Here is a 19,827-nt window from a genome sequence, read left to right as displayed (position 1 = left end):
GATGACGGCGACCACGCTTGCGGCGCTGCACACGCCGGCGGTGCGCGACCTGGCCTGGTTGCTGACGTCCGCGTCGCCGTGGCAGGACAGCGCCGACATCGACCCGGCGCGACTGCTGGGCGCGCAAGGTTGGCCGCAGCTGCTGGCACTGGATGTGGCGCCGCAGCCCTTGCTGGCCTATCTCGCCGCACACCCGGTGCGGCGACTGGGTTTTTACGCCGAGCGGCTGCTGGCATTCTGGTTCGGCATCGCGCCGCACATCGAGCTGGTGGCGGCCAACCTGCCGGTGCGCGACGGCGGCAAGACGGTCGGGGAGTTCGACTTCCTGCTGCGCGTCGACGGTGTGCCGCTGCATCTGGAGGCGGCCAGCAAGTTCTACCTGCAGCTGGAAGGCGGCGCCTGGGTCGGTGCCAGCCTGCGCGACGCGCTGCTGCTGAAGGCCGGCAAGACGCGGCAACAGCTGCAATTGTCGCGCCATCCGGCGGCCTGTCTGCCGCACGGTTTTGCCGGCTGCGAGGTGGCGGCGCGCACCAGCGGCTGGCTGTTCTCGCCGCCGCAGGCAGCGGCGACAAGGTTGGCCGCACCACTGAATGCAGCGGCCAATCGCGGCTGGTGGATCACGTGTGACGACGACTGGCCGCAGCAGGCGGCGGACAGCCGCTGGTGCCAGCTGCCGCGCCTGCGCTGGCTGGCGCCGGCCTTGCTCGATCGTGAGGACACGCTGTCGCTGGCCGAGCTGCAACTGGCCAGCCGGCAGTTTGTTTCGCCGCAGCTGGTGGCGGAGCTGCAAGTGCGCGGCGACGGCCGCTGGCAGGAAGTGGCGCGCGGCTTTGTCACGCCGTCGGCGTGGCCGCAGCCGGTGCTGCTGGCGCCCTTGCTGGCGCGACTGGGGGCGGCATGAAGACGCTGCTGCTGGTGTACGCCAGCCAGAGCGGCCACACCCTGCAGCTGGCCGATGCCGCCGCGCGCGGCATCGCCACGCTGGCGGAGGAGGTCAGCCTGCGACAGCTGCCGGCGCTGCAGGCGGACATTGACGACCTGTTGCAGGCCGACGCCTTGCTGCTGGCGACGCCGGAAAACTTCGGCTATATGGCCGGCGCGCTGAAGGATTTTTTCGACCGCACCTACTATCCGGCGCAGGGGCGGGTGGACGGGCTGCCCTACGCGCTGCTGGTGTCGGCCGGCAATGACGGTCGCGGCGCGGTGCAGGCGGTGGAGCGCATCGCGCGCGGCTATCCGCTGCAGCAGGTGCTGCCGCCGCTGATCGTGCGCGGCGAGGCGACGGCGGCGGATCTGGCGGCGGCGGAGGAGCTGGGCGCCACGCTGGCGGCGGGGCTGTCGATCGGCATGTTCTGAGAGTTGCGGCCAACCCTGGCCGTGGCTGCCAACCGCACCACGTCAGGTCGGCGGCAAAGAAAAAGCCACCGCAGAGGTGGCTTTGTTCGTGGCCGGAGCCGGCTCAGGGCGCGCTGGCGTCCTTTGCCTCCGGGGCGCTGGCGTCGTTCGTGTCATTCACCGCCGGGGCGCTGGCGTCCGGCTCGTCGACCAGGTCGTCGATGTTCAGCTCTTCTTCCTGCTGCCGCTTGCCCTGCGGCAGGCCCAGCTGGTGGGCGCGCATCTGCAGAAAACCGTCACGCACGTAGCTGTAGTTGTCCAGCGCGGCGCCGTCGACCATTTCTTCCAGCCCCAGCAGCTTTTCGCGGGTGTTGACCGCGTTCAGCACCCGCGCCACGGAGGCCTGGGTGTGGGTGTGGAACACGCTGGTGGCCGGCTCCAGCGAGTTGCTGATCAGCATGCCGCTGCCGTCACGCACGGTGGACGGCCCCAGCAGTGGCAGCACCAGGTAGCTGCTGTCCTGCCAGCCGTAGTGGGCGAAGGTGTCGCCCAGCGTCGCCTTGCTGCTTTTCAGCCCCATCGGCGTGGCGATGTCGATCAGGCCGAACAGGCCGAAGGTACTGTTGAACGACACGCGCAGCACGTCGGTGAGCGCCAGTTCCGCCTTGCCCTGCAGGGTGTTGTTGGCGGCGCTGTACACGTCGCGCAGGTTGTCGAAGAAGTTGCCGACCCCGGTGCGCAGCGGTTGCGGTGTCACCTGCTGGTAGGCCTGCGCCACCGGTTTCAGTACCGCCTTGTCCGCGGCGTCGTTGAAGCGGTAAACGGCGCGGTTCAGCGGCTCCAGCGGGTCCTGCGGATGGCTGGGGGTACTGGCACAGGCGGTCAGCAACAGGCAGCCGCCGACAACAAGCAGACGTTTCATGATCGGGTTTCCGGGGGCAGTTCCAGCAGCGGGGTCAGTTCGTAGAGCCGGGCGAGGCCATACAGGCTGGCCGGGATGTGGCTCAGCTTGATGTTGCGCGCATCCTTGCGCCGGCGCAACGCCAAGAGCAGCGCCAGCGCCGCGGAGTCGCAGTGGCTGACGCCGCCGAAATCCAGCGTCATGGCACCGTTGACCAGCATCTTGTCCAGCTGCAGCTGGGTGTCGGCGACGCTGTCCATGGTCAGCGCGCCGTCAAGGCGCACCACGCCGGTCTGGGTTTCGGTCAGTTTCATGCCGCCTTGGCGCCGCTGTTCTTGTCCTGCAGCGACTTGATCAGGCCGTCGATGCCGCTCTTGCGCACCTGTTCGCCGAACTGGTTGCGGTAGATGGTGACCAGGCTGCCGCCTTCAACGGTGACGTTGAACACCTTCCAGCCCTGTGGCGTCTTGTACAGGGTGTAGTCGACGTTGATCGGCTTCTTCTCGGCCGAGCCCGGCAGGGTCACTTCCGACTTCACCACCGCCTCGCGGCCTTCGTTGTTGAGCAGCACGTTCGGCTTGATCTCGATCTGCGCGTTCTTGAAGCGGGTCATGGTGGCGGAGTAGGTGCCGACCAGCAGGGTCTCGAATTCCTTGGCCAGTTGCTGCTTCTGTGCCGGGGTGGCGGCGCGCCAGTCCTTGCCGACCGCCAGTGCGGTCATGCGCTGGAAGTCGAACTTCGGCGTCACCATGCTGATCAGCTGCTCGCGAACCTTGGCGCTGTTCTTGCCATTGTCCTTGCTCAGCATTTCCAGCGCCTGGCGCGAGGTGTCACGTACCAGATCCACCGGGGTGTCGGCGGCGTGGGCCACGCTGCTCAGACCGAACAGCAGGGCAAAACAGGCAAACAGCTTTTTCATGATGGTTTTCCGTATCTCGGGTAACAAGGGCTTGGATGGTTTTTTCAGGGTGCAGTTTCCGCAGCGGCGGCATCGGCCGCTGCGGCTTTGTTGTTGCCTTCGGCAAAACTGGTCATGAACTTGCCGATCAGCTGTTCCAGCACCAGTGCCGACGAGGTCAGCTGCAGGCGGTCGCCGGGCTTCAGGTTTTCTTCCTCGCCGCCCTGTACCAGGCCGACGTACTGTTCGCCGAGCAGGCCGGCGGTGAGGATTTCGGCGCTGGTGTCACGGCTGAAATGGTACTGGCCGTCCAGCGTCAGCGTGGCGCGGGCGACGTAGCGCTGGGTGTCCAGCTCGATATTGCTGACGCGGCCGACCACCACGCCGGACGATTTCACCGGCGCCTTCACCTTCAGGCCGCCGATATTGTCGAATTCGGCGATCAGGGTGTAGCTGTTGTTGTTGCTTTGCGGCGTCAGGTTGGCCACTTTCAGAGCCAGGAAGGTCACCGAGGCGAGACCGATGGCGACGAAGATGCCGACCCACAAATCAATGATGGAACGTTTCATGATGGCGAATTCCTAAAACATGAAGGCGGTCAGGACAAAGTCCAGCGCCAGGATAACCAGAGCCGAGGTCACCACGGTACGGGTGGTGGCAGAAGAGACGCCCGCGGCAGTGGGCGTGGCGTCAAAGCCTTCGAACACCGCGATCAGCGTCACCGCGATGCCGAAGAACAGGCTCTTGATCAGGCCGTTGATCACGTCGAAGTGCAGGTCGACGTTGTTCTGCATCTGCGACCAGAAGGTGCCTTCGTCCAGGCCTATCATCACCACGCCGACCAGATAGCCGCCGAAGATGCCCATCACGTTGAACAGCGCGGCAAGAATCGGCATCGAGATCACGCCGGCCCAGAAGCGCGGCGCCACCACGCGGGCGATCGGATCGACCGCCATCACGCTCATCGCCTCCAGCTGTTCGGTGGCCTTCATCAGGCCGATCTCGGCGGTCATCGCGCTGCCGGAGCGGCTGGCGAACAGCAGCGCGGCCAGCACCGGGCCCAGTTCGCGCAGCAGCGACAGCGCCACCAGTGCGCCCAGCGCGTCGGCGGAGCCGAAGCGCGACAGCGTGTTGTAGCCTTGCAGCCCCAGCACCATGCCGACGAACAGGCCGGACACCACGATGATGATCAGCGACAGCACGCCGGCGAAGTACACCTCGCGGATGGTGAGCTGGAAGCGCAGCAGGCTTTGCCCGGAGTGGGCGATGATGGCCAGCAGGAAGCGGCTCATCACGCCCAGCTTCCAGACGGCATTGATGGTGCTGTGACCGAGTTTGCGCAGCGGTGCGAGCAGATTGTCCAGCATCATGCGCCCTCCAGGCCGAAGCTGCCGGCCAGACTTTGCTGTGCCGGGTAGGCGAAATGCACCGGGCCGTCGGCCTCGCCGTGCACGAACTGGTGTACCCACGGCGAATCGGAGGCGCGGACCTCGTCCGGTGTCCCGGCGGCGGCGATCTTGCCGCCAGCGATGAAGTAGACGTAGTCGACGATTTCCAGCGACTTGTGCACGTCGTGGGTGACCATCACCGCCGAGGTGCCCAGCGCGTCGCTCAGCTTCTTGATCAGCAGCGCGATGGTGGCCAGCGAGATCGGGTCCAGCCCGGTGAACGGTTCGTCGTAGAGCATGATCTGCGGGTCGAGCGCGATGGCGCGTGCCAGCGCGACGCGGCGCGACATGCCGCCGGACAGCTCGGCCGGCATCAGTGCCTCGGTGCCGCGCAGGCCGACCGCGTGCAGTTTCATCAGCACCAGGTCGCGCACCATCTCCGGGCTGAGCGAGGTGTGCTCGCGGATCGGGAACGCGACGTTGTCGAACACCGGCAGGTCGGTAAACAGCGCGCCGAACTGGAACAGCATGCCCATGCGACGGCGGTGCTGGTACAGCTCGCGCTGGTTCATGCGGCCAACGTCGCGGCCGTCGACCAGCACCTGGCCCTGCTGGGCGCGGATCTGGCCGGCGATCAGCCGCAGCAGCGTGGTCTTGCCGCTGCCGCTGCCGCCCATGATGGCGACCAGCTGGCCACGGCCGATTTTCAGCGAGATGTCCTGCAGGATGAGCCGGTCGCCATAGCCGAAGCTGACGCGGTTGAATTCGATGAAACTGTCGTTTTGCACGATGTGGTGGCGAGTCCTTGGGGGGAACAGGTAAGGGGATCGTATTCACGATCCCCTCCGCTTTGCCCCGCTATTGTACCTGCCTATGCTGCATGGCGCAAAAAGGCGGCGCCATGACGGGTGCAAGTGTGGCAGGCCGGTGCATGGTGTGGCACCGGCGCCGGCTTACACGCCGCGCAGCAGTTCGTTGATGCTGGTCTTGCTGCGCGTCTGCGCGTCGACCTTCTTCACGATCACCGCGCAGTACAGGCTGTGGCTGCCGTCTTTCGATGGCAGGTTGCCGGACACCACCACCGAGCCTGGCGGAATGCGGCCGTAAGTGACTTCGCCGGTTTCGCGGTCGTAGATCTTGGTCGACTGGCCGATGTACACGCCCATCGAGATCACCGAGCCTTCGCCGACGATCACGCCTTCCACCACTTCCGAACGCGCGCCGATGAAGCAGTTGTCCTCGATGATGGTCGGGTTGGCCTGCAGTGGCTCCAGTACGCCGCCGATGCCGACGCCGCCGGACAGGTGCACGTTCTTGCCGATCTGCGCGCAGCTGCCGACGGTGGCCCAGGTGTCGACCATGGTGCCTTCGTCAACGTAGGCGCCGATGTTCACGTAGGACGGCATCAGCACGGTGTTCTTGGCGATGAAGCTGCCCTTGCGTGCCACGGCGCCCGGTACCACGCGGAAGCCGGCGTCCTGGAAGCGCTGCTGGTTCCAGTCGTTGAACTTGGTGTCGACCTTGTCGAAGTAGCGCGACACGCCGTCGTCCAGCACTTCGTTGTCGCGGATGCGGAACGACAGCAGTACCGCCTTCTTCACCCACTGGTTGACCACCCAGTCGCTGCCGTTCTTCTCGGCGACGCGCAGGCGACCTTCATCCAGCTCGTTGATCACTTGTTCGATCGCCGACTTCAGCTCGGCGGAGACGGTGGCCGGGGTGATCTCGGCGCGTTTTTCAAAAGCTTCTTCGATGAGGGCTTGAATCGGGTGCATGTGGCTCAGTCCTTTGGCAAGGTGGATTTCTACAGACATGATGGGTTTTCTGCTGGTTTGGTTGTTCGGTTGTGTTATTGGTTTTAGTGGTACTGCTGCAAAAACTGTTCGATGCGCGCGGCGGCGGCGACGCATTCCGCCAGCGGCGCCACCAGCGCCAGGCGCACACGGCCGGCGCCGGGGTTGACGCCGTGCGCGTCGCGGGCGAGGAAGCTGCCGGGCAGCACGGTGATGTGCTGCTGCGCGAACAGCTCGCGGGCGAAGCGGGCATCGTCACCGCCGGGCACCGCCGCCCACAGGTAGAAGCCGGCGTCCGGCCGCGTGACGTCCAGCACCTGCGCCAGGCGCGCGGTGACGGCATCGAATTTGGCAGTATACGCGTCACGGTTGGCCGCAACATGCTCTTCGTCGTTCCACGCGGCGATGCTGGCCTGCTGGATGGTGACGCTCATCGCGCTGCCATGATAGGTACGATACAGCAGGAATTTTTCCAGCACTTTGGCATCGCCGGCGACGAAGCCGGAGCGCAGGCCGGGGGCATTGGAACGCTTGGACAGGCTGGTGAACATCACCAGCCGCTCGAAGCCGCGGCCGAGCTGTTGCGCCGCCTGCAGCCCGCCCAGCGGCGGGGTGCCGAAGTGGATCTCGGAGTAGCACTCGTCGCTGGCGATGATGAAACCGTAGCGGTCGGACAGCGAGAACAGTGTGTTCCAGTCGGCAAGCGACATCACCGCCCCGGTCGGGTTGCCCGGACTGCATACTACGACCACCTGCGTGCGCTGCCAGATCGCCTCCGGCACCGCCGCCCAGTCCGGCTGGTAGCGGTTGGCGGCCAGGCAATTGACATAGTAGGGTTCGGCGCCGGCCAGCAGCGCGGCGCCTTCGTAGATCTGGTAGAACGGGTTGGGCGAGATCAGCACCGGCTTCTGTTCGCCGCGCGGATCGATCACCGCCTGCACGAAGGAAAACAGCGCCTCGCGACTGCCGCACACCGGCAGCACTTCGCGGGCGGCGTCCACGCTGACGCCGTAGCGGTGCTGCAGCCAGCCGGCGCAGGCGCTGCGCAGCGCGTCGCTGCCGAGGGTGGCCGGGTAGGCGGCCAGGCCGTCCAGCGCATCGATCAGCGCCTGTTTCACCACCGCCGGGGTCGGGTGCTTCGGCTCGCCGATCGACAGGTTGATGTGCGGCAGGTCGGCGGGAGGCGTCACGCCGGCCAGCAGGCCGCGCAAACGCTGGAACGGGTAGGGCTGCAACAGTTCGAGGTGGGGATTCAACGCCGCTTCCTTGCAATGCAACAAAACGACAAGTGTAAGAAAAGACTATGAATCTGGCAAAACAAAAGCTGCTGGCGGTGACGTGCGCACTGACCACGGCACTGGTGTGGGGGCTGATGTGGTTCCCGTTTCGCACGCTGCACGAGGCCGGCTTTTCCACCGCCGCCACCTCGCTGACGGTGTACCTGGTCTCCGCCGCGCTGGGCGTGGTGCTGTTCCGCGAGGTATTCCGCCGCGAGGCGCGTTTCGAGTTCATCCTGGTGCCGCTGGCGCTGCTCTATGGCTGGTGCAACTTCAGCTACACCTGGGCGGTGTCGGAAGGGCAGGTGATGCGCGTGCTGCTGCTGTTCTACCTGTCGCCGCTGTGGAGCGCGCTGTTCTCCTGGCTGCTGCTGCACGAGCGGCTGAGCCGCATCGGCTGGCTGGTGATCGCGATGTCGCTGGGCGGCATGCTGGTGATCCTGTACCGCCCGGGGCTGTTCAGCGGCGACTTCTTCTCCAGCCGCGCCGACTGGCTGGCGCTGTCCGGCGGCATCAGCTTCGCGCTGGGCAATGTGCTGTCCAAGAGAGCGCACGCGCTGCCGGTGGCGCTGAAATCGTCGATGGTGTGGCTGGGCGTGGCCGCCTGCGGCCTGGCGTCGCTGCTGTGGCGCGGCCAGCTGGGCGCGGAGCTGGCGCTGCTGCACGGCGAGGTGCTGCTGATCGTGCTGGTGCTGGGCGTCACGCTGCTGGCGACCAGCATCATCTCGATGCACGGGCTGTCCATCCTGCCGGCGACGCAGGTGATGACGCTGATGCTGATGGAGCTGCTGTTCGCCGCCATCTCCGCCTATCTGCTCGCCGGCGAGCGCATGCAGCTGCAGGAGTGGATCGGCGGCGCGCTGATCGCCAGCGCCAGCCTGCTGTCCGGGCACATCGTCGCCAAGCCGAAGCCGGCGGCACCGCCGCTACCGCAGGCGGCGTAGCGCAAGGTTGGCCGCAGGCCTTGCGGCCAACCTTGTGTTGAGCGCAACCGCCATCGCTAACGCTCCCATCGCTACTGCCAGCCCGCCACGCGGCGCCGGCGGTGCAGCCACCCACTTTTCCGTGTTGCCACCTTCGCGACTTGTGTTTTGCCACGGCCTTGGCGATAATCGCTTCAATATTTCAATGATTGTCAAAATATGGAAACGAAATCCGCCGTCAAGATGCTGGCCGCGCTGGCGCAGGAAACCCGCCTCGCGGTGTTCCGCCAGCTGGTGGAGGCCGGCCCCGCCGGTCGCGCCGCCGGCGAGCTGGCCGAGGCGCTGGGCTGCGCGCCGGCCACGCTGTCCTTCCATCTGAAAGAGCTGTCCAACGCGGCGCTGATCGAGGGTCGCCAGGATGGCCGCTTCGTGATCTACGCCGCCAACTTCGCCAGCATGAACGCGCTGCTGGCGTTTATGACCGAAAACTGCTGTCGCGCTTCCAGCGCCGACGGCTGTGCCTGCTGAACCGGAGAACTGTGATGAAACGACTGCATATTCACGTGTCGGTGGACGAGCTGGCCACCAGCGTGCGCTTCTACAACGCGCTGTTCGGCGCCGAACCGACGGTACTGAAACCCGACTACGCCAAGTGGCTGCTGGATGACCCGCGCGTCAACTTCGCCATCAGCCAGCGTGGCGCTCCGGCCGGGCTGGATCACCTCGGCATCCAAGCCGAAAACGGCGACGAGCTGGCCGAGCTGAAGCAGCGCATCGACGCCGCCGGCATGGCGGCGCTGACGGAAGAGGGTACCACCTGCTGCTACGCCAAATCGGACAAGCACTGGGTGCAGGACCCGTCCGGCATCGCCTGGGAAACCTACCACACGCTGGACAGCGCGCCGACCTATAACGACGCGCCGGCAGCCGCTGCGGCCAACCCCGACAGCTGCTGTGCCCCGGCCCCCGCCGCGCTGGAGGCCGCCGACGCCTGTTGCGCCCCGGCCGATAGCAGCGCCACGGCCAGCGCCTGCTGCGCGCCGGCGCCGCAAAAAGTCCAGCTGATCGCGCGCAAGAACATCGAAGCCATCGTTTCCAAGGAAAGGAAGTCCCGTGACTGACAAGGTCTACAACGTGCTGATCCTGTGCACCGGCAACTCGGCGCGCAGCGTTCTCGGCGAAGCACTGATCAACCATCTGGGCCAGGGCCGCTTCAAGGGCTACAGCGCCGGCAGCCGGCCTGCCGGCAAGGTCAACCCCTACGCGCTGAAGACCCTGGAACAGCACGGCATCGACAGCAGCGGCTACCGCAGCAAGAGCTGGGACGAGTTCGGCGTGGCGGGCGCGCCGCAGATGGACTTCGTGTTCACCGTCTGCGGCAGCGCCGCCGGCGAAACCTGCCCGCTGTGGCCGGGCACGCCGCTGCGTGCGCACTGGGGGCTGGAAGATCCGGCCGGCGTCGGCAGCAATGATGAAGAGGCGATGGCGGCGTTCGCGACGGCGTACCAGATCATCCATCGCCGCGTCAGCCGCTTCGTGGCGCTGGACATCGCCGCGATGGGCGAGGACGAACTGAAGGCCGAACTGGCCGCCATCGGGAAGGCATAAACGATGCGGGCATTGGTTGCAGAAGCCATCGGCAGTGCCTTGCTGCTGGCGGTGGTGGTTGGCTCCGGCATCATGGGCCAAACGTTGGCCGCAGGAAATGACGCGGTCGCCTTGCTGGCCAATGCGCTGGCCACCGGCGCCGGCCTGCTGGTGCTGATCACGCTGTTCGGGCCGCTGTCGGGCGCGCACTTCAATCCGGCGGTCAGCCTGGTGATGGCGGCGCGCGGCGAGCTGCCGTGGCCGCGCGTGCTGCCGTATCTGGCGGCGCAAGTGGCCGGCGCCGTCGCCGGCGTGCTGCTGGCGCACGCGATGTTCGGCCTGCCCTTGCTGCAGGAATCGCAGCACCTGCGCAGCGGTTGGCCGCAGTGGCTGGCCGAGGTCACCGCCACCGCCGGCCTGCTGCTGACCATTCTGGGCGGCGTGCGTCACGCCCGCGACAAGGTGCCGCTGCTGGTGGCGCTGTACATCGTGGCGGCGTACTGGTTTACCGCCTCGACCTCGTTCGCCAATCCGGCGGTGACGCTGGCGCGCAGCCTGAGCGATACCTTTGCCGGCATCGCGCCGGCCGATGTCGGCGGCTTTGTACTGGCGCAGCTGGCGGGGGCGGCCATCGGCGGCGGGCTGGGCGGCTGGCTGTTCGCCGCCGAGCAGGATACCGCCGGCGCCTGAGGCGGCGGCTAGATCGGTCTGGGGCCGCAGCGCGCTGCGGCCCTTTTTGCGTCCAAAAAAAAACGGCCCGCAGGCCGTGTCAAGAGAAGCTACAACGCAGATTCGGTTCACACGAAGATCACCAGCGCCGCCATCGCGCCGTGTGCGCCCATTACCAGGCTCTGTTCGATGTCGGCGGTGCGCGAGCTGCCGCTGATGAAGCCGCCAAAGCCGTGCTCGCGGATGCTGACGCGCTGGTAGGCGTCGCGCATGGTGTCGACGATGGCATCGCGCGGCACCACCAGCACCAGTTTCTGGGTGAGGAAGTACAGCGCGCGCTGGCTGTTGCCGGCGTGGCTGACCCACACCGCCGCGCTTTCCGCCACCGCCAGCTCGCCGGGCACGATGGCGATATCGACGTCGTGCCAGTCGTGCGGCGTGCTGACCTGTTCCGGGTTGGCGGCGGTGACATCGACCACGCGGCCGGCTTGCGGCCAACGTTGTGCCACGATGCCGGCGACGGTTTCGCCAGGCTGCAGTTGCACCGCGTCGCCGCCGAGATTGCGCACCAGTGTGGCAAAGGCGTCGAACTTGTCGGCAAAGGTGATGAACGGTACGGCGTCGATGTCCGGCAAGGCCGGGCCGTGCGGGCGCTTGTGCCGCAGTTTGGCCAGTATCTGTTCGCGGCTGCTCATGGCGCGCTCCATTGGTAATGGTTGTCCCAGTCGTCGGCCTGCAACAGCACAAAGCCGTGACGCTGGTAAAAAAGGTTGGCCGCACTGTGTTTCAGCGCGCCAAGCCGGAGCGGCAAGTCTTGTGCGGCGGCCTGCTGCTGTAACTGCCGCAGCAGCACGCTGCCGATGCCGCGGCCGCTGTGTGCCGGTGCCAGGTAGAGGTGATGCAGATACAGGTGGTCGGCGGCGGTGTGCAGCGCGTACCAGCCGATGCGCTCGCCATGCTGCATGATCCAGCGGCTGTGCTGTGGTGCAAAGCTGGCGGCCAGCCGGTCGCGGGCGCGCTGGGCGTCGAAGCGGCCGATGGCGCTCAGGCTGGGCTGCATCGCGGCGATGCGCAGTGCCAGCAGCGCCTCGAAATCGTCGGCCGCTACCGGCGCGGTGTGCCAGTCGCTCATGGCTTGTCCTTCTGCCGTGCCTGCCACATTTCCTTGAAGCTCTGCGCCGGCATCTGCGGCAGATCGCGCCCCGGCCGGCTCCACGCGCTGTGCTGCGTCAGCGCCTGCGGCAGGATCGGTACCACCTTGCGCATCAGCTTGCCGCCGGTGTCCATCAGCGACGGGTGCTGGGTCAGGAAGCGCATCGCCAGCAGGCCCATTTTCTTCACCGGCTTCAGCGTGCCGGCGTCGAAGGCGCGCTTGCGTTGCAGGATCAGCTGTTCGTGCAGGTTGATCTTCACCGGGCAGACATTGCTGCATGAGCCGCAGGTGGTGCAGGCAAAGGCCATGCTGCCGTGCTTCCTGATGTCGCGGCTGGGGCCCAGCGTGGAGCCGATCGGCCCCGGAATGATGTAGCTGTAGCTGTGGCCGGTGGAGCGGCGATACACCGGGCAGGTGTTCATGCAGGCGCCGCAGCGGATGCAGCGCAGGCTCTGCGAGAAGTCGTCGCTGCCGAGGATGTCGCTGCGGCCGTTGTCGACGATGACGATGTGCATCTCGCCGCCCGGCCGCGCCTGCTGGAAGTGCGACGTGTAAGTCGTAATCGGCGAGCCGATGGCGGAGCGTGCCAGCAGCCGGGTGAATACGCCCAGATGCGCCTGCTTGGGGATGATCTTTTCCAGCCCCATGCTGGCGATGTGGATGGGCGGCAGCGCGGTGCCGAGGTCGGCGTTGCCCTCGTTGGTGCACACCACCACGCCACCGGTTTCGGCGATGGCGAAGTTGACGCCGGTCAGGCCGGCACCGGCACTGAGGAAATGCTCACGCAGGTTGGCGCGTGCGGCGTGGGTGAGGTAGGTCGGATCGTTATTGCCGGCCTCGGTGCCGAGTTCCTTATGGAACAGCTCGGAGATCTGTTCCTTCTTCAGGTGAATCGCCGGCATCACGATGTGGCTCGGCGGCTCGTGGCGCAGCTGCACGATGCGCTCGCCCAGATCGGTGTCGATCACCTCGATGCCGCGCTGCTCCAGATACGGGTTCAGCCCGCATTCCTCGGTCAGCATCGACTTGGACTTCACCAGCTTCTTGACGCCCCCCGCAGCCAGGATGCCGTGCACGATGCGGTTGTGCTCATCGGCGTCGGCCGCCCAGTGCACGGTGACGCCGTTCTGCTCGGCGTTGGCCTGGAATTCGGTCAGATACTCGTCCAGTCGCGACAGCGTGTGCGCCTTGATCTGCTGCGCCAGTGCGCGCAGCTGTTCCCACTCCGGCAACTGCCTGGCCTGCGCGTCGCGCTTCTGCCGCACCCACCAGATGGCGCTGTCGTGCCAGCGTGCCTGTTCGCGGTCCTGCAAAAAGGCCGCCGCTGCTTCGGCGTGGTTGATGTTGTCGTTCTTCATGCCGCGCCTCCGCGTCCGGTGAGGATCTCGACGATGTGCAGCGGGCGGATCGGGCGGCACTTGTGGCGGATGATGCCGCCCATGTGCATCAGACAGGACGGGTCGGCGCCGACGATGAATTCGGCGCCGGTGGCTTCGTGCTGCGCGACGCGGTCCTCGCCCATCGTGACCGACACTTCCGGCTCGTCGACGCTGAAGGTGCCGCCAAAGCCGCAGCATTCGTCGCGGCGCTCCGGTAGTCGCACGTCGATGCCGTCCACCAGCTGCAGGATGCGTTCCAGCCGCGAGTGGTAGGGAATCATCAGCTCCGACGGTGCAGCGTGGCCCAGCTCGCGCAGGCCGTGGCAGCTCTGGTGGATGGACACCGGGTGCGGGAAGTACACCGGCTTGGGCAGCCTGTCCACCTTCAGCACGTCCTGCAGGAATTCCACGATCTCGTACACGCGCGGCTGCAGCGCCTGGTAGTCGGCGTCGTCGGCGATGTACCACGGGTAGTGGTGCTTGACGTGGGACACGCAGCTGCCGGACGGCGACACGATGTAGTCGTAGTCCTTGAACACGCCGGTAAAGCGGCGCGCGGCGTCGCAGGCGCCCTGGCTGTCGCCGTTGTTGCTCAATGGTTGGCCGCAACAGGACTGTTCCAGCGGGTAGACGACATCGATACCGTAGCCTTCCAGCAGCTCGGCGGTGGCCATCGCCACGTGCGGATACAGTTCGTTGACGAAACAGGGAATGAAAAGGGCGACGTTCATGGCGTAAGCGGGGTCTCCAGCGCAATGCCCGGGCAGGCTTGTTCTGGATTAAAGCCCGTGCCGGCGCGCCTGCCAATGCGGAATTACCCTTGCGGCGACGATTGTCAGCAGCCTGATACATTGCGGTGATGATGGCGACAACTTGCTGCGCTGAAATGGGCATCCGTATTGGAGGATGTCATGACGCAACAATCAGCAAATCCGGCAGCAAATCCGGCACGCCACTGGCGCCGCTACGGCCTCGGCCTGCTGCTGCTCGCGGCGGTGGTGCTGGCCGCCTGCACGCTGTGGCCAAAGCCGGCGGCGAGCACCCAATGGCTGACGCAGCGCGTCAGCATCGGCGAGCTGGAACAAACCGTGACCGCGCAGGGCGCGCTGGCGCCGCGCGACTATGTCGATGTCGGCGCGCAGGTGTCCGGCCAGCTCAGCCGTGTCTATGTCGCCATCGGCGACCAGGTGAAAAAAGGCCAGCTGCTGGCGCAGATCGATCCCGAGGTGTACCAGACCAAGGTCGCCGCCGACCAGGCCGCGGTCGCCGATCTGCAGGCGCAGCTGGAGCAGCAGCAGGTCGCCACCGTGCGTGCGCGCCAGCTGCTGACACGGCAAACCGCGCTGGCCAAGGTGGACGCCACCACCGCCGAGACGCTGGAGCAGGCGCAGGCCGGCTTCGACCAGGCGCGTGCCGGCGAGCGCTCGCTGCAGGCGCAGCTGGCCAAGGCGCAGGCGACGCTGAAGGGCGATGCGGCCAACCTTGGCTACACCCGCATCTATGCGCCGCTCGACGGCACCGTGGTGTCGCAGACGGTGCTGCAGGGGCAGACCATCAACGCCAGCCAGTCGGCGCCGACGCTGCTGCGCGTGGCACGGCTGGACACCATGACGGTAGAGGCTGAGGTGGCCGAGGCCGACATCCCGCTGCTGCGCCCCGGCATGGCCGCCTATTTCACCACGCTGGGCGACAGCCAGACCCGCCACGCCGCCAGCATCCGCCAGATCAAGCCGACCCCGACCACCAGCAACGACGTGGTGCTGTACACCGTGCTGCTGGACGTCGCCAACCCCGGCCACAAGCTGATGATCGACATGACGGCGCAGGTGTTTTTCCGCCTCGCCCGCGTCAGCGGCCTGCCGGTGGTGCCGCTTTCCGCGCTGCAGCCGCTGGCATCGGGCGGCAAGCGCTACCGTGCACAGGTGCTGAACCGTGACGGCCAGCCGGAAACGCGTGAGGTGGAGGTGGCGCTGGTCACCCGCAGCCAGGCGGCGATCCGCAGCGGCCTGCGTGCCGGCGAACAGCTGGTGCTGGCGCAGCAGAGCGCCGACAGTAGCAAGGCCGGCAGCATGCCGCCGCCACCGGGAGGCTGACATGGGCGCACTGTTAAGCCTGCAACAACTGGGCAAGCACTACCCCAGCGGCGACGAGACGGTGCCGGTGCTGGCCGACATCACGCTGGACATCGCCGCCGGCGAGTTCGTCGCGCTGCTGGGGCCGTCCGGCTGCGGCAAGTCGACGCTGATGAACATCCTCGGCTGCCTCGACCGCCCCAGCCACGGCCGCTATCTGGTCAACGGCCAGGACGTGGCGACGCTGGACGGCGACGCGCTGGCGGTGCTGCGCCGCGACAGCTTCGGCTTCGTGTTCCAGCGCTACAACCTGCTGGCGACGGCAAGCGCCGAGGACAACGTGGCGCTGCCGGCGATCTACGCCGGCGTCGGTCGCCAGCAGCGCCGCCAGCGGGCGCAGCAGCTGCTGACCAGGCTGGGGCTGGGCACGCGGCTGACGCACAAGCCGGGGCAGCTGTCCGGCGGCCAGCAGCAGCGGGTGTCGATCGCGCGTGCGCTGATCAACGACGCGCCGGTGATTCTCGCCGACGAGCCGACCGGTGCGCTGGACAGCCACAGCGGCGAGCAGGTGCTGGCGCTGCTGCAGCAGCTGCACCGCGAGGGACGCACCATCGTGCTGATCACCCACGATCTTGATATTGCCCGCCACGCCGAGCGCATCGTGCGCTTGCGCGACGGCCGCATCGAATCCGACAGCGGCGCGCTGGCGCGGCCAACGTTGGCCGCAGCCGTCACGGCAACGCCGGCGCCGGTGCGGCAGCCCGCCGCGGTGCCGTGGCTGGAGACGCTGCACATGGCGCTGGGCAGCCTGCGCGCCAAGCTGTTCCGCACCGCGCTGACGCTGCTGGGGGTGATCATCGGCGTCGCCGCGGTGGTGACCATGCTGGCGATCGGTGACGGCAGCAAGGCCGACGTGCTGCAGCGCATTGAAGCGATGGGCACCAACCTGCTGCTGGTGCGCCCCGGCGCCGCCGGCATCCGCTCGACGGGCGAGATTGCCACCCTCACCGCCGCCGACGCCAGCGCGATGCAGGGGCTGCCCAATATCGACGGCGTGGTGCCGATGCGCAGTGGCAGCGCCACCCTGCGCGTCGGCAACCGCGACTACCAGACGCAGCAGGTGCAGGGCGTGTGGCCGAGCTACGGCCGCGTCAAGGACTGGACGGTCAGCCGCGGCGCCTTCTTCGGCGCGGCGGAAGAACGAGCGCAGGCGGCGGTGATCGTGCTGGGGCAGACCGTGGTCGACAGCCTGTTCCCGGCCGGGCAGGAGCCGGTCGGCCAGTACGTGATGGTGTCCAACATCCCGTTCGAGGTGGTGGGGGTGATGAGCAGCAAGGGCGCCAATACCTTCGGCCAGGATCAGGACGACGTCGCCTTCGTGCCGCTGTCCACCGCGCAGTCGCGGCTGTTCGGCGGCCAGTTCGTCAGTTCGATCACGGTGAAGATCGCCGACATCGGCGTCAGCGGCGCCACCGAAAGCATGCTGCAGCAGCTGCTGCGTGCGCGCCACGGCAGCGAGGACTTCCAGCTGCGCAACACCGCGTCACTGGTGGAGATGATCACCTCGACGCAGAACACGCTGACGCTGCTGCTGGGCTCGGTGGCGGCGGTGTCGCTGCTGGTCGGCGGCATCGGGGTGATGAACATCATGCTGGTGTCGGTGACCGAGCGCACCCGCGAGATCGGGCTGCGCATGGCCACCGGCGCGCGGATGCAGGCCATCCTGCTGCAGTTCAATGTCGAGGCGGTGCTGGTGTGCGGCCTCGGCGGCGTGATCGGCATCGTGCTGGGACTGGCGCTGGTGTGGGGCCTGCGCCTGGGCGGGGTGTCGGTGGCGTTTTCATTGCTGCCGCCGCTGCTGGCGTTCGGCTGCGCCTTTGCCACCGGCTGCGTGTTCGGCTACCTGCCGGCGCGCAAGGCGGCGCAGCTGGACCCGGTGCTGGCACTGGCCGCGGAATAATCAGGAACACAATCATGAAACAACATTCATCCTGGCGTCGGCGTCTGAGCGTGCTGGCGCTGGCACTGGCCTGCAGCACGACAACGTTGGCCGCAACGCCTGGTACTGCCGACATCCCGCTGCAGCAGGACAGCTGGCGCGCGCCGGCCGGCCAGTGGCACGCGCCGCGCAGCAATGCCGCATGGTGGCAGGCCTTCGGCAGCGCCGAGCTGGTGCAGCTGATCGCCGACGCCCGCGCCGCCAACCCGGAGCTGCTGGCGGCGCAGGCGGCGATCGCCAAGGCGCAGGCGGTGCGGACGCAGACCGCCGCCGGCAGCCTGCCGCAGCTGAACCTGTCCGGCAGCGCGCAGCGGCAGCAGGGCAGCAGCAGCGTCAGCCTGACGCCGACGCTGAGCTACCAGCTCGACTGGTGGGGGCAGCAGCAGGCGCTGCTGGCCGGCGACAGCGCACGGCTGGTGGCCAGTGTCGCCAGCCGCGATGCGGCGGCGCTGACGCTGGAGAGCGAGGTGGCGCGCCAGTATTTCTCGTTGCTGCTACTGGACGAACAGCAGCAGCTGGACAGCCGGCGGCTGTTGCTGCTGACGCAGCGGCTGAGCCTGTTGCAGCAGCAGATCCGGTTGGGGCAGACGGCGCCGCGCGACGAGACGGAGCTGGTGCAGAGCATCGCCACGCTGCAGGCGACGCTGGCGGCGCAGCGCCTGGAATTGCAGCAGGCCTACAACGCGCTGGCGGTGCTGTGCGGCAAGGCGCCGCAGGATTTCCGGCCGCAGGGCAGCAAGTTGCAGGCGCTGGCCCTGCCGTTGCCGGCCGACATCCAGCCGGCAGCGCTGCTGCAGCGGCGACCGGACATCCGCGCCGCCGACGCCACGCTGCAGGCGCTGCAGGGCGACGTGGCGGCGGCGCGCGCCGCGCTGTACCCGACGCTGACGCTGTCGCTGCAGGGCGTACTCAGCAGCGCCGGCGGCGGCCCGGCACAGTGGCTGGGCAGCGCGCTGGCCAGCCTGGCGGCACCGCTGTTCGACGGCGGCAAGCTGAAGGCCGGCGTGGCGCTGAGCGAGGCGCAGTATCAGGAACAGTTGCAGAACTGGCGTAGCACGGTGCTGGCCGCACTGCAGCAGGCGGATGACGCGCTGCACGAAGTGGCCAGCGGCGAGCAGGGGATGCAGGCGCAGCAGGCAAAGCTGGGCGCGGCGCGGCGCACGGAACAGATCGACAGCGCGCGTTACCGGCTGGGGGCGTTGGCGCGCGACACGCTGCTGGAAACGCAGGCGAATACGCTGGCGGCGGAGTCGGCATGGCTGGCGGCGCGACAGGAGCAGCTGGCGGCCACGGTCACGCTGTATCAGGCGCTGGGCGGGGCGCCGCTGGCGGCAGAACACGACGCCGCCTGAGGCGGTGTGCGTGACGGTGTCGCGCCGGCCTGGCGGCGGCCGGGGCGGCGGGGTGAACGGCACCGTACCAAGACACCGTGACGCCATGGCGGCGTCACGGTGTTTTCCTGTGTGCGGTTTAGATCGTGAACAGGTACCAAGGTTGGCCGCAGGCGTTCACACCGGGTCGATGTGGGTCATCACGTCCAGCACCGGCTGGCTGCTCATCACCCGCAGCCGCGCCGCGGCGGCGATGTCGTGGCCCTGGTGCACGGTCAGGTTGCCGTCGATCTCGAGGTGGACGTCGACCTGGATCTGGTCGGCCATGCGCCGCGTGCGCAGGTCGTGCACGCCCTGCACCCCCGGCGTTGCCAGCAGCGTGGCGCGGATGGCGGCCACGGTGTCCGCGTCGGCGGCGCGGTCCATCAGGTCGTGCAGCGCGTCCCAGGCGAAGCCCCAGCCGGTCTTGCCGACCATGAAGCCGACCAGCGCCGCCGCCAGCGGATCGAGCCAGGTGTAGCCGGCGAGGTTGCCGGCGATGCCCAGCGCCACCACCAGCGACGAGGCGGCGTCGGCGCGCGCATGCCAGGCGTTGGCCACCAGCATGCTGGATTTGACCTCGCTGGCGATCTTCAGCATGTAGCGGAACAGCAACTCCTTGGCCAGCAGCGTCAGCAGCGCGACCCACAGCGCCGCCTGGTGCACCGGCGCCAGCGGCGTGGCGCTGGTGATCTTGTTGCCTGCACCCAGCAGCATGCTGGCACCGGCGCCCAGCAGCAACAGGCCCAGCGCCAGCGAGGCGGCGGTCTCGTAGCGCTGGTGGCCGTAGTGGTGGTCGTCGTCCGGCGCCTTGTGGCTGTGGCGGCGCGCCAGCAGCGCGACGAAGTCGGCGATCAGGTCGGACAGCGAGTGCAGCGCGTCGGCGACCAGCGCCTGCGAGCCGGCCCACAGCCCGGTGACGATCTGCAGCACGGTGAGCACGACGTTGACGGCGACGCTGAGCCACAGGCTGCGCTGCGCGGCCTGCTGCAGGGAGGGCGACGGATGCGGGTTCATACCGGGCTCCGGAAAAAAGGGGGAATGCTGGCAGCGGCGGCTGAAGCAAGCCTTAACGCGCGCCGG

The 19,827-nt window shown here is 67.6% G+C and carries 23 protein-coding genes; 10 read left to right on the top strand and 13 right to left on the bottom strand.

Going from position 1 to position 19,827, the window contains the following annotated elements; translation table 11 throughout:
- The first annotated feature begins 1 nt into the window (after position 1).
- Both ACG97_RS07370 and ACG97_RS07365 read left to right on the top strand, forming a co-directional pair.
- Complete coding sequence (locus ACG97_RS07370; RefSeq protein WP_047966705.1) at positions 2 to 901, top strand: DUF1853 family protein; 900 nt, start codon at positions 2 to 4, stop codon at positions 899 to 901.
- Positions 898 to 1,356, top strand: coding sequence for a flavodoxin family protein (locus ACG97_RS07365; RefSeq protein WP_047966704.1), 459 nt, complete (start codon positions 898 to 900; stop codon positions 1,354 to 1,356). The genes ACG97_RS07370 and ACG97_RS07365 overlap by 4 nt, the downstream gene beginning before the upstream one ends.
- Before the next feature lie 103 nt (positions 1,357 to 1,459).
- Here ACG97_RS07365 and ACG97_RS07360 read toward each other — a convergent pair whose 3' ends face one another.
- The 8 genes from ACG97_RS07360 to dapC form a co-directional block, all read right to left on the bottom strand.
- The gene (locus tag ACG97_RS07360) at positions 1,460 to 2,257 is read right to left on the bottom strand and encodes a VacJ family lipoprotein (RefSeq protein ID WP_047966703.1); all 798 of its coding nucleotides are present in this window, start codon (positions 2,255 to 2,257) and stop codon (positions 1,460 to 1,462) included.
- Positions 2,254 to 2,550, bottom strand: coding sequence for a lipid asymmetry maintenance protein MlaB (locus ACG97_RS07355; protein WP_047966702.1), 297 nt, complete (start codon positions 2,548 to 2,550; stop codon positions 2,254 to 2,256). Before ACG97_RS07355 ends, ACG97_RS07360 begins: the two co-directional genes overlap by 4 nt.
- Entirely contained in the window at positions 2,547 to 3,155 is a 609-nt protein-coding gene (locus ACG97_RS07350) for a phospholipid-binding protein MlaC (protein ID WP_047966701.1), read from the bottom strand. The genes ACG97_RS07355 and ACG97_RS07350 overlap by 4 nt, the downstream gene beginning before the upstream one ends.
- 44 nt (positions 3,156 to 3,199) lie before the next feature.
- A complete protein-coding gene (gene mlaD, locus ACG97_RS07345; protein WP_047966700.1) occupies positions 3,200 to 3,703 on the bottom strand; it encodes an outer membrane lipid asymmetry maintenance protein MlaD in 504 nt (167 codons plus the stop codon).
- A gap of 12 nt (positions 3,704 to 3,715) precedes the next feature.
- Complete coding sequence (gene mlaE / locus ACG97_RS07340) at positions 3,716 to 4,501, bottom strand: lipid asymmetry maintenance ABC transporter permease subunit MlaE (RefSeq protein WP_047966782.1); 786 nt, start codon at positions 4,499 to 4,501, stop codon at positions 3,716 to 3,718.
- Positions 4,501 to 5,313 (bottom strand): ABC transporter ATP-binding protein, encoded by an 813-nt coding sequence (locus tag ACG97_RS07335; protein WP_047966699.1) that lies wholly within the window; start codon positions 5,311 to 5,313, stop codon positions 4,501 to 4,503. Before ACG97_RS07335 ends, mlaE begins: the two co-directional genes overlap by 1 nt.
- 162 nt (positions 5,314 to 5,475) lie before the next feature.
- Complete coding sequence (dapD, locus tag ACG97_RS07330; RefSeq protein ID WP_047966698.1) at positions 5,476 to 6,297, bottom strand: 2,3,4,5-tetrahydropyridine-2,6-dicarboxylate N-succinyltransferase; 822 nt, start codon at positions 6,295 to 6,297, stop codon at positions 5,476 to 5,478.
- Between the two features lie 83 nt (positions 6,298 to 6,380).
- The gene (gene dapC, locus ACG97_RS07325; RefSeq protein WP_047966697.1) at positions 6,381 to 7,571 is read right to left on the bottom strand and encodes a succinyldiaminopimelate transaminase; all 1,191 of its coding nucleotides are present in this window, start codon (positions 7,569 to 7,571) and stop codon (positions 6,381 to 6,383) included.
- Positions 7,572 to 7,618: 47 nt separating this feature from the next.
- Here dapC and ACG97_RS07320 point away from each other — a divergent pair, with 47 nt between their 5' ends.
- The 5 genes from ACG97_RS07320 to ACG97_RS07300 all read left to right on the top strand — a co-directional run bounded on the left by ACG97_RS07320 (position 7,619) and on the right by ACG97_RS07300 (position 10,792).
- A complete protein-coding gene (locus ACG97_RS07320; RefSeq protein ID WP_047966696.1) occupies positions 7,619 to 8,536 on the top strand; it encodes a DMT family transporter in 918 nt (305 codons plus the stop codon).
- Positions 8,537 to 8,734: 198 nt separating this feature from the next.
- Complete coding sequence (locus ACG97_RS07315) at positions 8,735 to 9,043, top strand: helix-turn-helix transcriptional regulator (RefSeq protein WP_047966695.1); 309 nt, start codon at positions 8,735 to 8,737, stop codon at positions 9,041 to 9,043.
- A 14-nt stretch (positions 9,044 to 9,057) separates the two neighbouring features.
- Complete coding sequence (locus ACG97_RS07310) at positions 9,058 to 9,636, top strand: ArsI/CadI family heavy metal resistance metalloenzyme (protein WP_047966694.1); 579 nt, start codon at positions 9,058 to 9,060, stop codon at positions 9,634 to 9,636.
- The gene (locus ACG97_RS07305) at positions 9,629 to 10,123 is read left to right on the top strand and encodes an arsenate reductase ArsC (RefSeq protein ID WP_047966693.1); all 495 of its coding nucleotides are present in this window, start codon (positions 9,629 to 9,631) and stop codon (positions 10,121 to 10,123) included. The genes ACG97_RS07310 and ACG97_RS07305 overlap by 8 nt, the downstream gene beginning before the upstream one ends.
- Before the next feature lie 3 nt (positions 10,124 to 10,126).
- Positions 10,127 to 10,792 carry an MIP/aquaporin family protein gene (locus ACG97_RS07300; protein WP_047966692.1) on the top strand — a complete coding sequence of 222 codons (666 nt, stop codon included), beginning with the start codon at positions 10,127 to 10,129 and terminating at the stop codon, positions 10,790 to 10,792.
- Between the two features lie 107 nt (positions 10,793 to 10,899).
- On the opposite strand, the gene ACG97_RS07295 is transcribed toward ACG97_RS07300, so the two are convergent.
- From ACG97_RS07295 to ACG97_RS07280, 4 genes are read right to left on the bottom strand one after another with little or no spacing between them, the layout of a single operon-like run.
- The gene (locus ACG97_RS07295; protein WP_047966781.1) at positions 10,900 to 11,466 is read right to left on the bottom strand and encodes an LUD domain-containing protein; all 567 of its coding nucleotides are present in this window, start codon (positions 11,464 to 11,466) and stop codon (positions 10,900 to 10,902) included.
- The gene (locus tag ACG97_RS07290; RefSeq protein WP_047966691.1) at positions 11,463 to 11,903 is read right to left on the bottom strand and encodes a GNAT family N-acetyltransferase; all 441 of its coding nucleotides are present in this window, start codon (positions 11,901 to 11,903) and stop codon (positions 11,463 to 11,465) included. Before ACG97_RS07290 ends, ACG97_RS07295 begins: the two co-directional genes overlap by 4 nt.
- Positions 11,900 to 13,282: a lactate utilization protein B gene (locus ACG97_RS07285; protein ID WP_047966690.1), complete on the bottom strand. Its 1,383-nt coding sequence runs from the start codon at positions 13,280 to 13,282 to the stop codon at positions 11,900 to 11,902. Before ACG97_RS07285 ends, ACG97_RS07290 begins: the two co-directional genes overlap by 4 nt.
- Positions 13,279 to 14,034: a (Fe-S)-binding protein gene (locus tag ACG97_RS07280; RefSeq protein WP_047966689.1), complete on the bottom strand. Its 756-nt coding sequence runs from the start codon at positions 14,032 to 14,034 to the stop codon at positions 13,279 to 13,281. Before ACG97_RS07280 ends, ACG97_RS07285 begins: the two co-directional genes overlap by 4 nt.
- A 180-nt stretch (positions 14,035 to 14,214) precedes the next feature.
- Between ACG97_RS07280 and ACG97_RS07275 the strand changes: the two genes are divergently transcribed.
- From ACG97_RS07275 to ACG97_RS07265, 3 genes are read left to right on the top strand one after another with little or no spacing between them, the layout of a single operon-like run.
- Positions 14,215 to 15,396 carry an efflux RND transporter periplasmic adaptor subunit gene (locus ACG97_RS07275; RefSeq protein ID WP_047966688.1) on the top strand — a complete coding sequence of 394 codons (1,182 nt, stop codon included), beginning with the start codon at positions 14,215 to 14,217 and terminating at the stop codon, positions 15,394 to 15,396.
- A 1-nt stretch (position 15,397) separates the two neighbouring features.
- The gene (locus ACG97_RS07270; RefSeq protein ID WP_047966687.1) at positions 15,398 to 17,335 is read left to right on the top strand and encodes a MacB family efflux pump subunit; all 1,938 of its coding nucleotides are present in this window, start codon (positions 15,398 to 15,400) and stop codon (positions 17,333 to 17,335) included.
- A gap of 14 nt (positions 17,336 to 17,349) precedes the next feature.
- Positions 17,350 to 18,726 (top strand): efflux transporter outer membrane subunit, encoded by a 1,377-nt coding sequence (locus ACG97_RS07265; protein WP_082133683.1) that lies wholly within the window; start codon positions 17,350 to 17,352, stop codon positions 18,724 to 18,726.
- Positions 18,727 to 18,882: 156 nt separating this feature from the next.
- On the opposite strand, the gene ACG97_RS07260 is transcribed toward ACG97_RS07265, so the two are convergent.
- A complete protein-coding gene (locus ACG97_RS07260) occupies positions 18,883 to 19,761 on the bottom strand; it encodes a cation diffusion facilitator family transporter (protein ID WP_047966685.1) in 879 nt (292 codons plus the stop codon).
- Positions 19,762 to 19,827 lie beyond the last annotated feature (66 nt).

The organism is Vogesella sp. EB (genome assembly GCF_001037925.1).
Lineage (GTDB): Bacteria > Pseudomonadota > Gammaproteobacteria > Burkholderiales > Chromobacteriaceae > Vogesella > Vogesella indigofera.
Note: the sequence above shows the minus strand (reverse complement) of the source record. Positions and strands in the feature narration are given on the sequence as shown.

Bases quoted from the DNA above. Each gene is read 5' to 3' on its own strand.
- ACG97_RS07370 (WP_047966705.1), top strand. From the start codon at position 2: ATGACGGCGACCACGCTTGCGGCGCTGCACACGCCGGCGGTGCGCGAC.
- ACG97_RS07365 (WP_047966704.1), top strand. From the start codon at position 898: ATGAAGACGCTGCTGCTGGTGTACGCCAGCCAGAGCGGCCACACCCTG.
- ACG97_RS07360 (WP_047966703.1), bottom strand. From the start codon at position 2,257: ATGAAACGTCTGCTTGTTGTCGGCGGCTGCCTGTTGCTGACCGCCTGT.
- ACG97_RS07355 (WP_047966702.1), bottom strand. From the start codon at position 2,550: ATGAAACTGACCGAAACCCAGACCGGCGTGGTGCGCCTTGACGGCGCG.
- ACG97_RS07350 (WP_047966701.1), bottom strand. From the start codon at position 3,155: ATGAAAAAGCTGTTTGCCTGTTTTGCCCTGCTGTTCGGTCTGAGCAGC.
- mlaD (WP_047966700.1), bottom strand. From the start codon at position 3,703: ATGAAACGTTCCATCATTGATTTGTGGGTCGGCATCTTCGTCGCCATC.
- mlaE (WP_047966782.1), bottom strand. From the start codon at position 4,501: ATGCTGGACAATCTGCTCGCACCGCTGCGCAAACTCGGTCACAGCACC.
- dapD (WP_047966698.1), bottom strand. From the start codon at position 6,297: ATGCACCCGATTCAAGCCCTCATCGAAGAAGCTTTTGAAAAACGCGCC.
- ACG97_RS07320 (WP_047966696.1), top strand. From the start codon at position 7,619: ATGAATCTGGCAAAACAAAAGCTGCTGGCGGTGACGTGCGCACTGACC.
- ACG97_RS07315 (WP_047966695.1), top strand. From the start codon at position 8,735: ATGGAAACGAAATCCGCCGTCAAGATGCTGGCCGCGCTGGCGCAGGAA.
- ACG97_RS07310 (WP_047966694.1), top strand. From the start codon at position 9,058: ATGAAACGACTGCATATTCACGTGTCGGTGGACGAGCTGGCCACCAGC.
- ACG97_RS07300 (WP_047966692.1), top strand. From the start codon at position 10,127: ATGCGGGCATTGGTTGCAGAAGCCATCGGCAGTGCCTTGCTGCTGGCG.
- ACG97_RS07295 (WP_047966781.1), bottom strand. From the start codon at position 11,466: ATGAGCAGCCGCGAACAGATACTGGCCAAACTGCGGCACAAGCGCCCG.
- ACG97_RS07290 (WP_047966691.1), bottom strand. From the start codon at position 11,903: ATGAGCGACTGGCACACCGCGCCGGTAGCGGCCGACGATTTCGAGGCG.
- ACG97_RS07285 (WP_047966690.1), bottom strand. From the start codon at position 13,282: ATGAAGAACGACAACATCAACCACGCCGAAGCAGCGGCGGCCTTTTTG.
- ACG97_RS07280 (WP_047966689.1), bottom strand. From the start codon at position 14,034: ATGAACGTCGCCCTTTTCATTCCCTGTTTCGTCAACGAACTGTATCCG.
- ACG97_RS07275 (WP_047966688.1), top strand. From the start codon at position 14,215: ATGACGCAACAATCAGCAAATCCGGCAGCAAATCCGGCACGCCACTGG.
- ACG97_RS07270 (WP_047966687.1), top strand. From the start codon at position 15,398: ATGGGCGCACTGTTAAGCCTGCAACAACTGGGCAAGCACTACCCCAGC.
- ACG97_RS07265 (WP_082133683.1), top strand. From the start codon at position 17,350: ATGAAACAACATTCATCCTGGCGTCGGCGTCTGAGCGTGCTGGCGCTG.
- ACG97_RS07260 (WP_047966685.1), bottom strand. From the start codon at position 19,761: ATGAACCCGCATCCGTCGCCCTCCCTGCAGCAGGCCGCGCAGCGCAGC.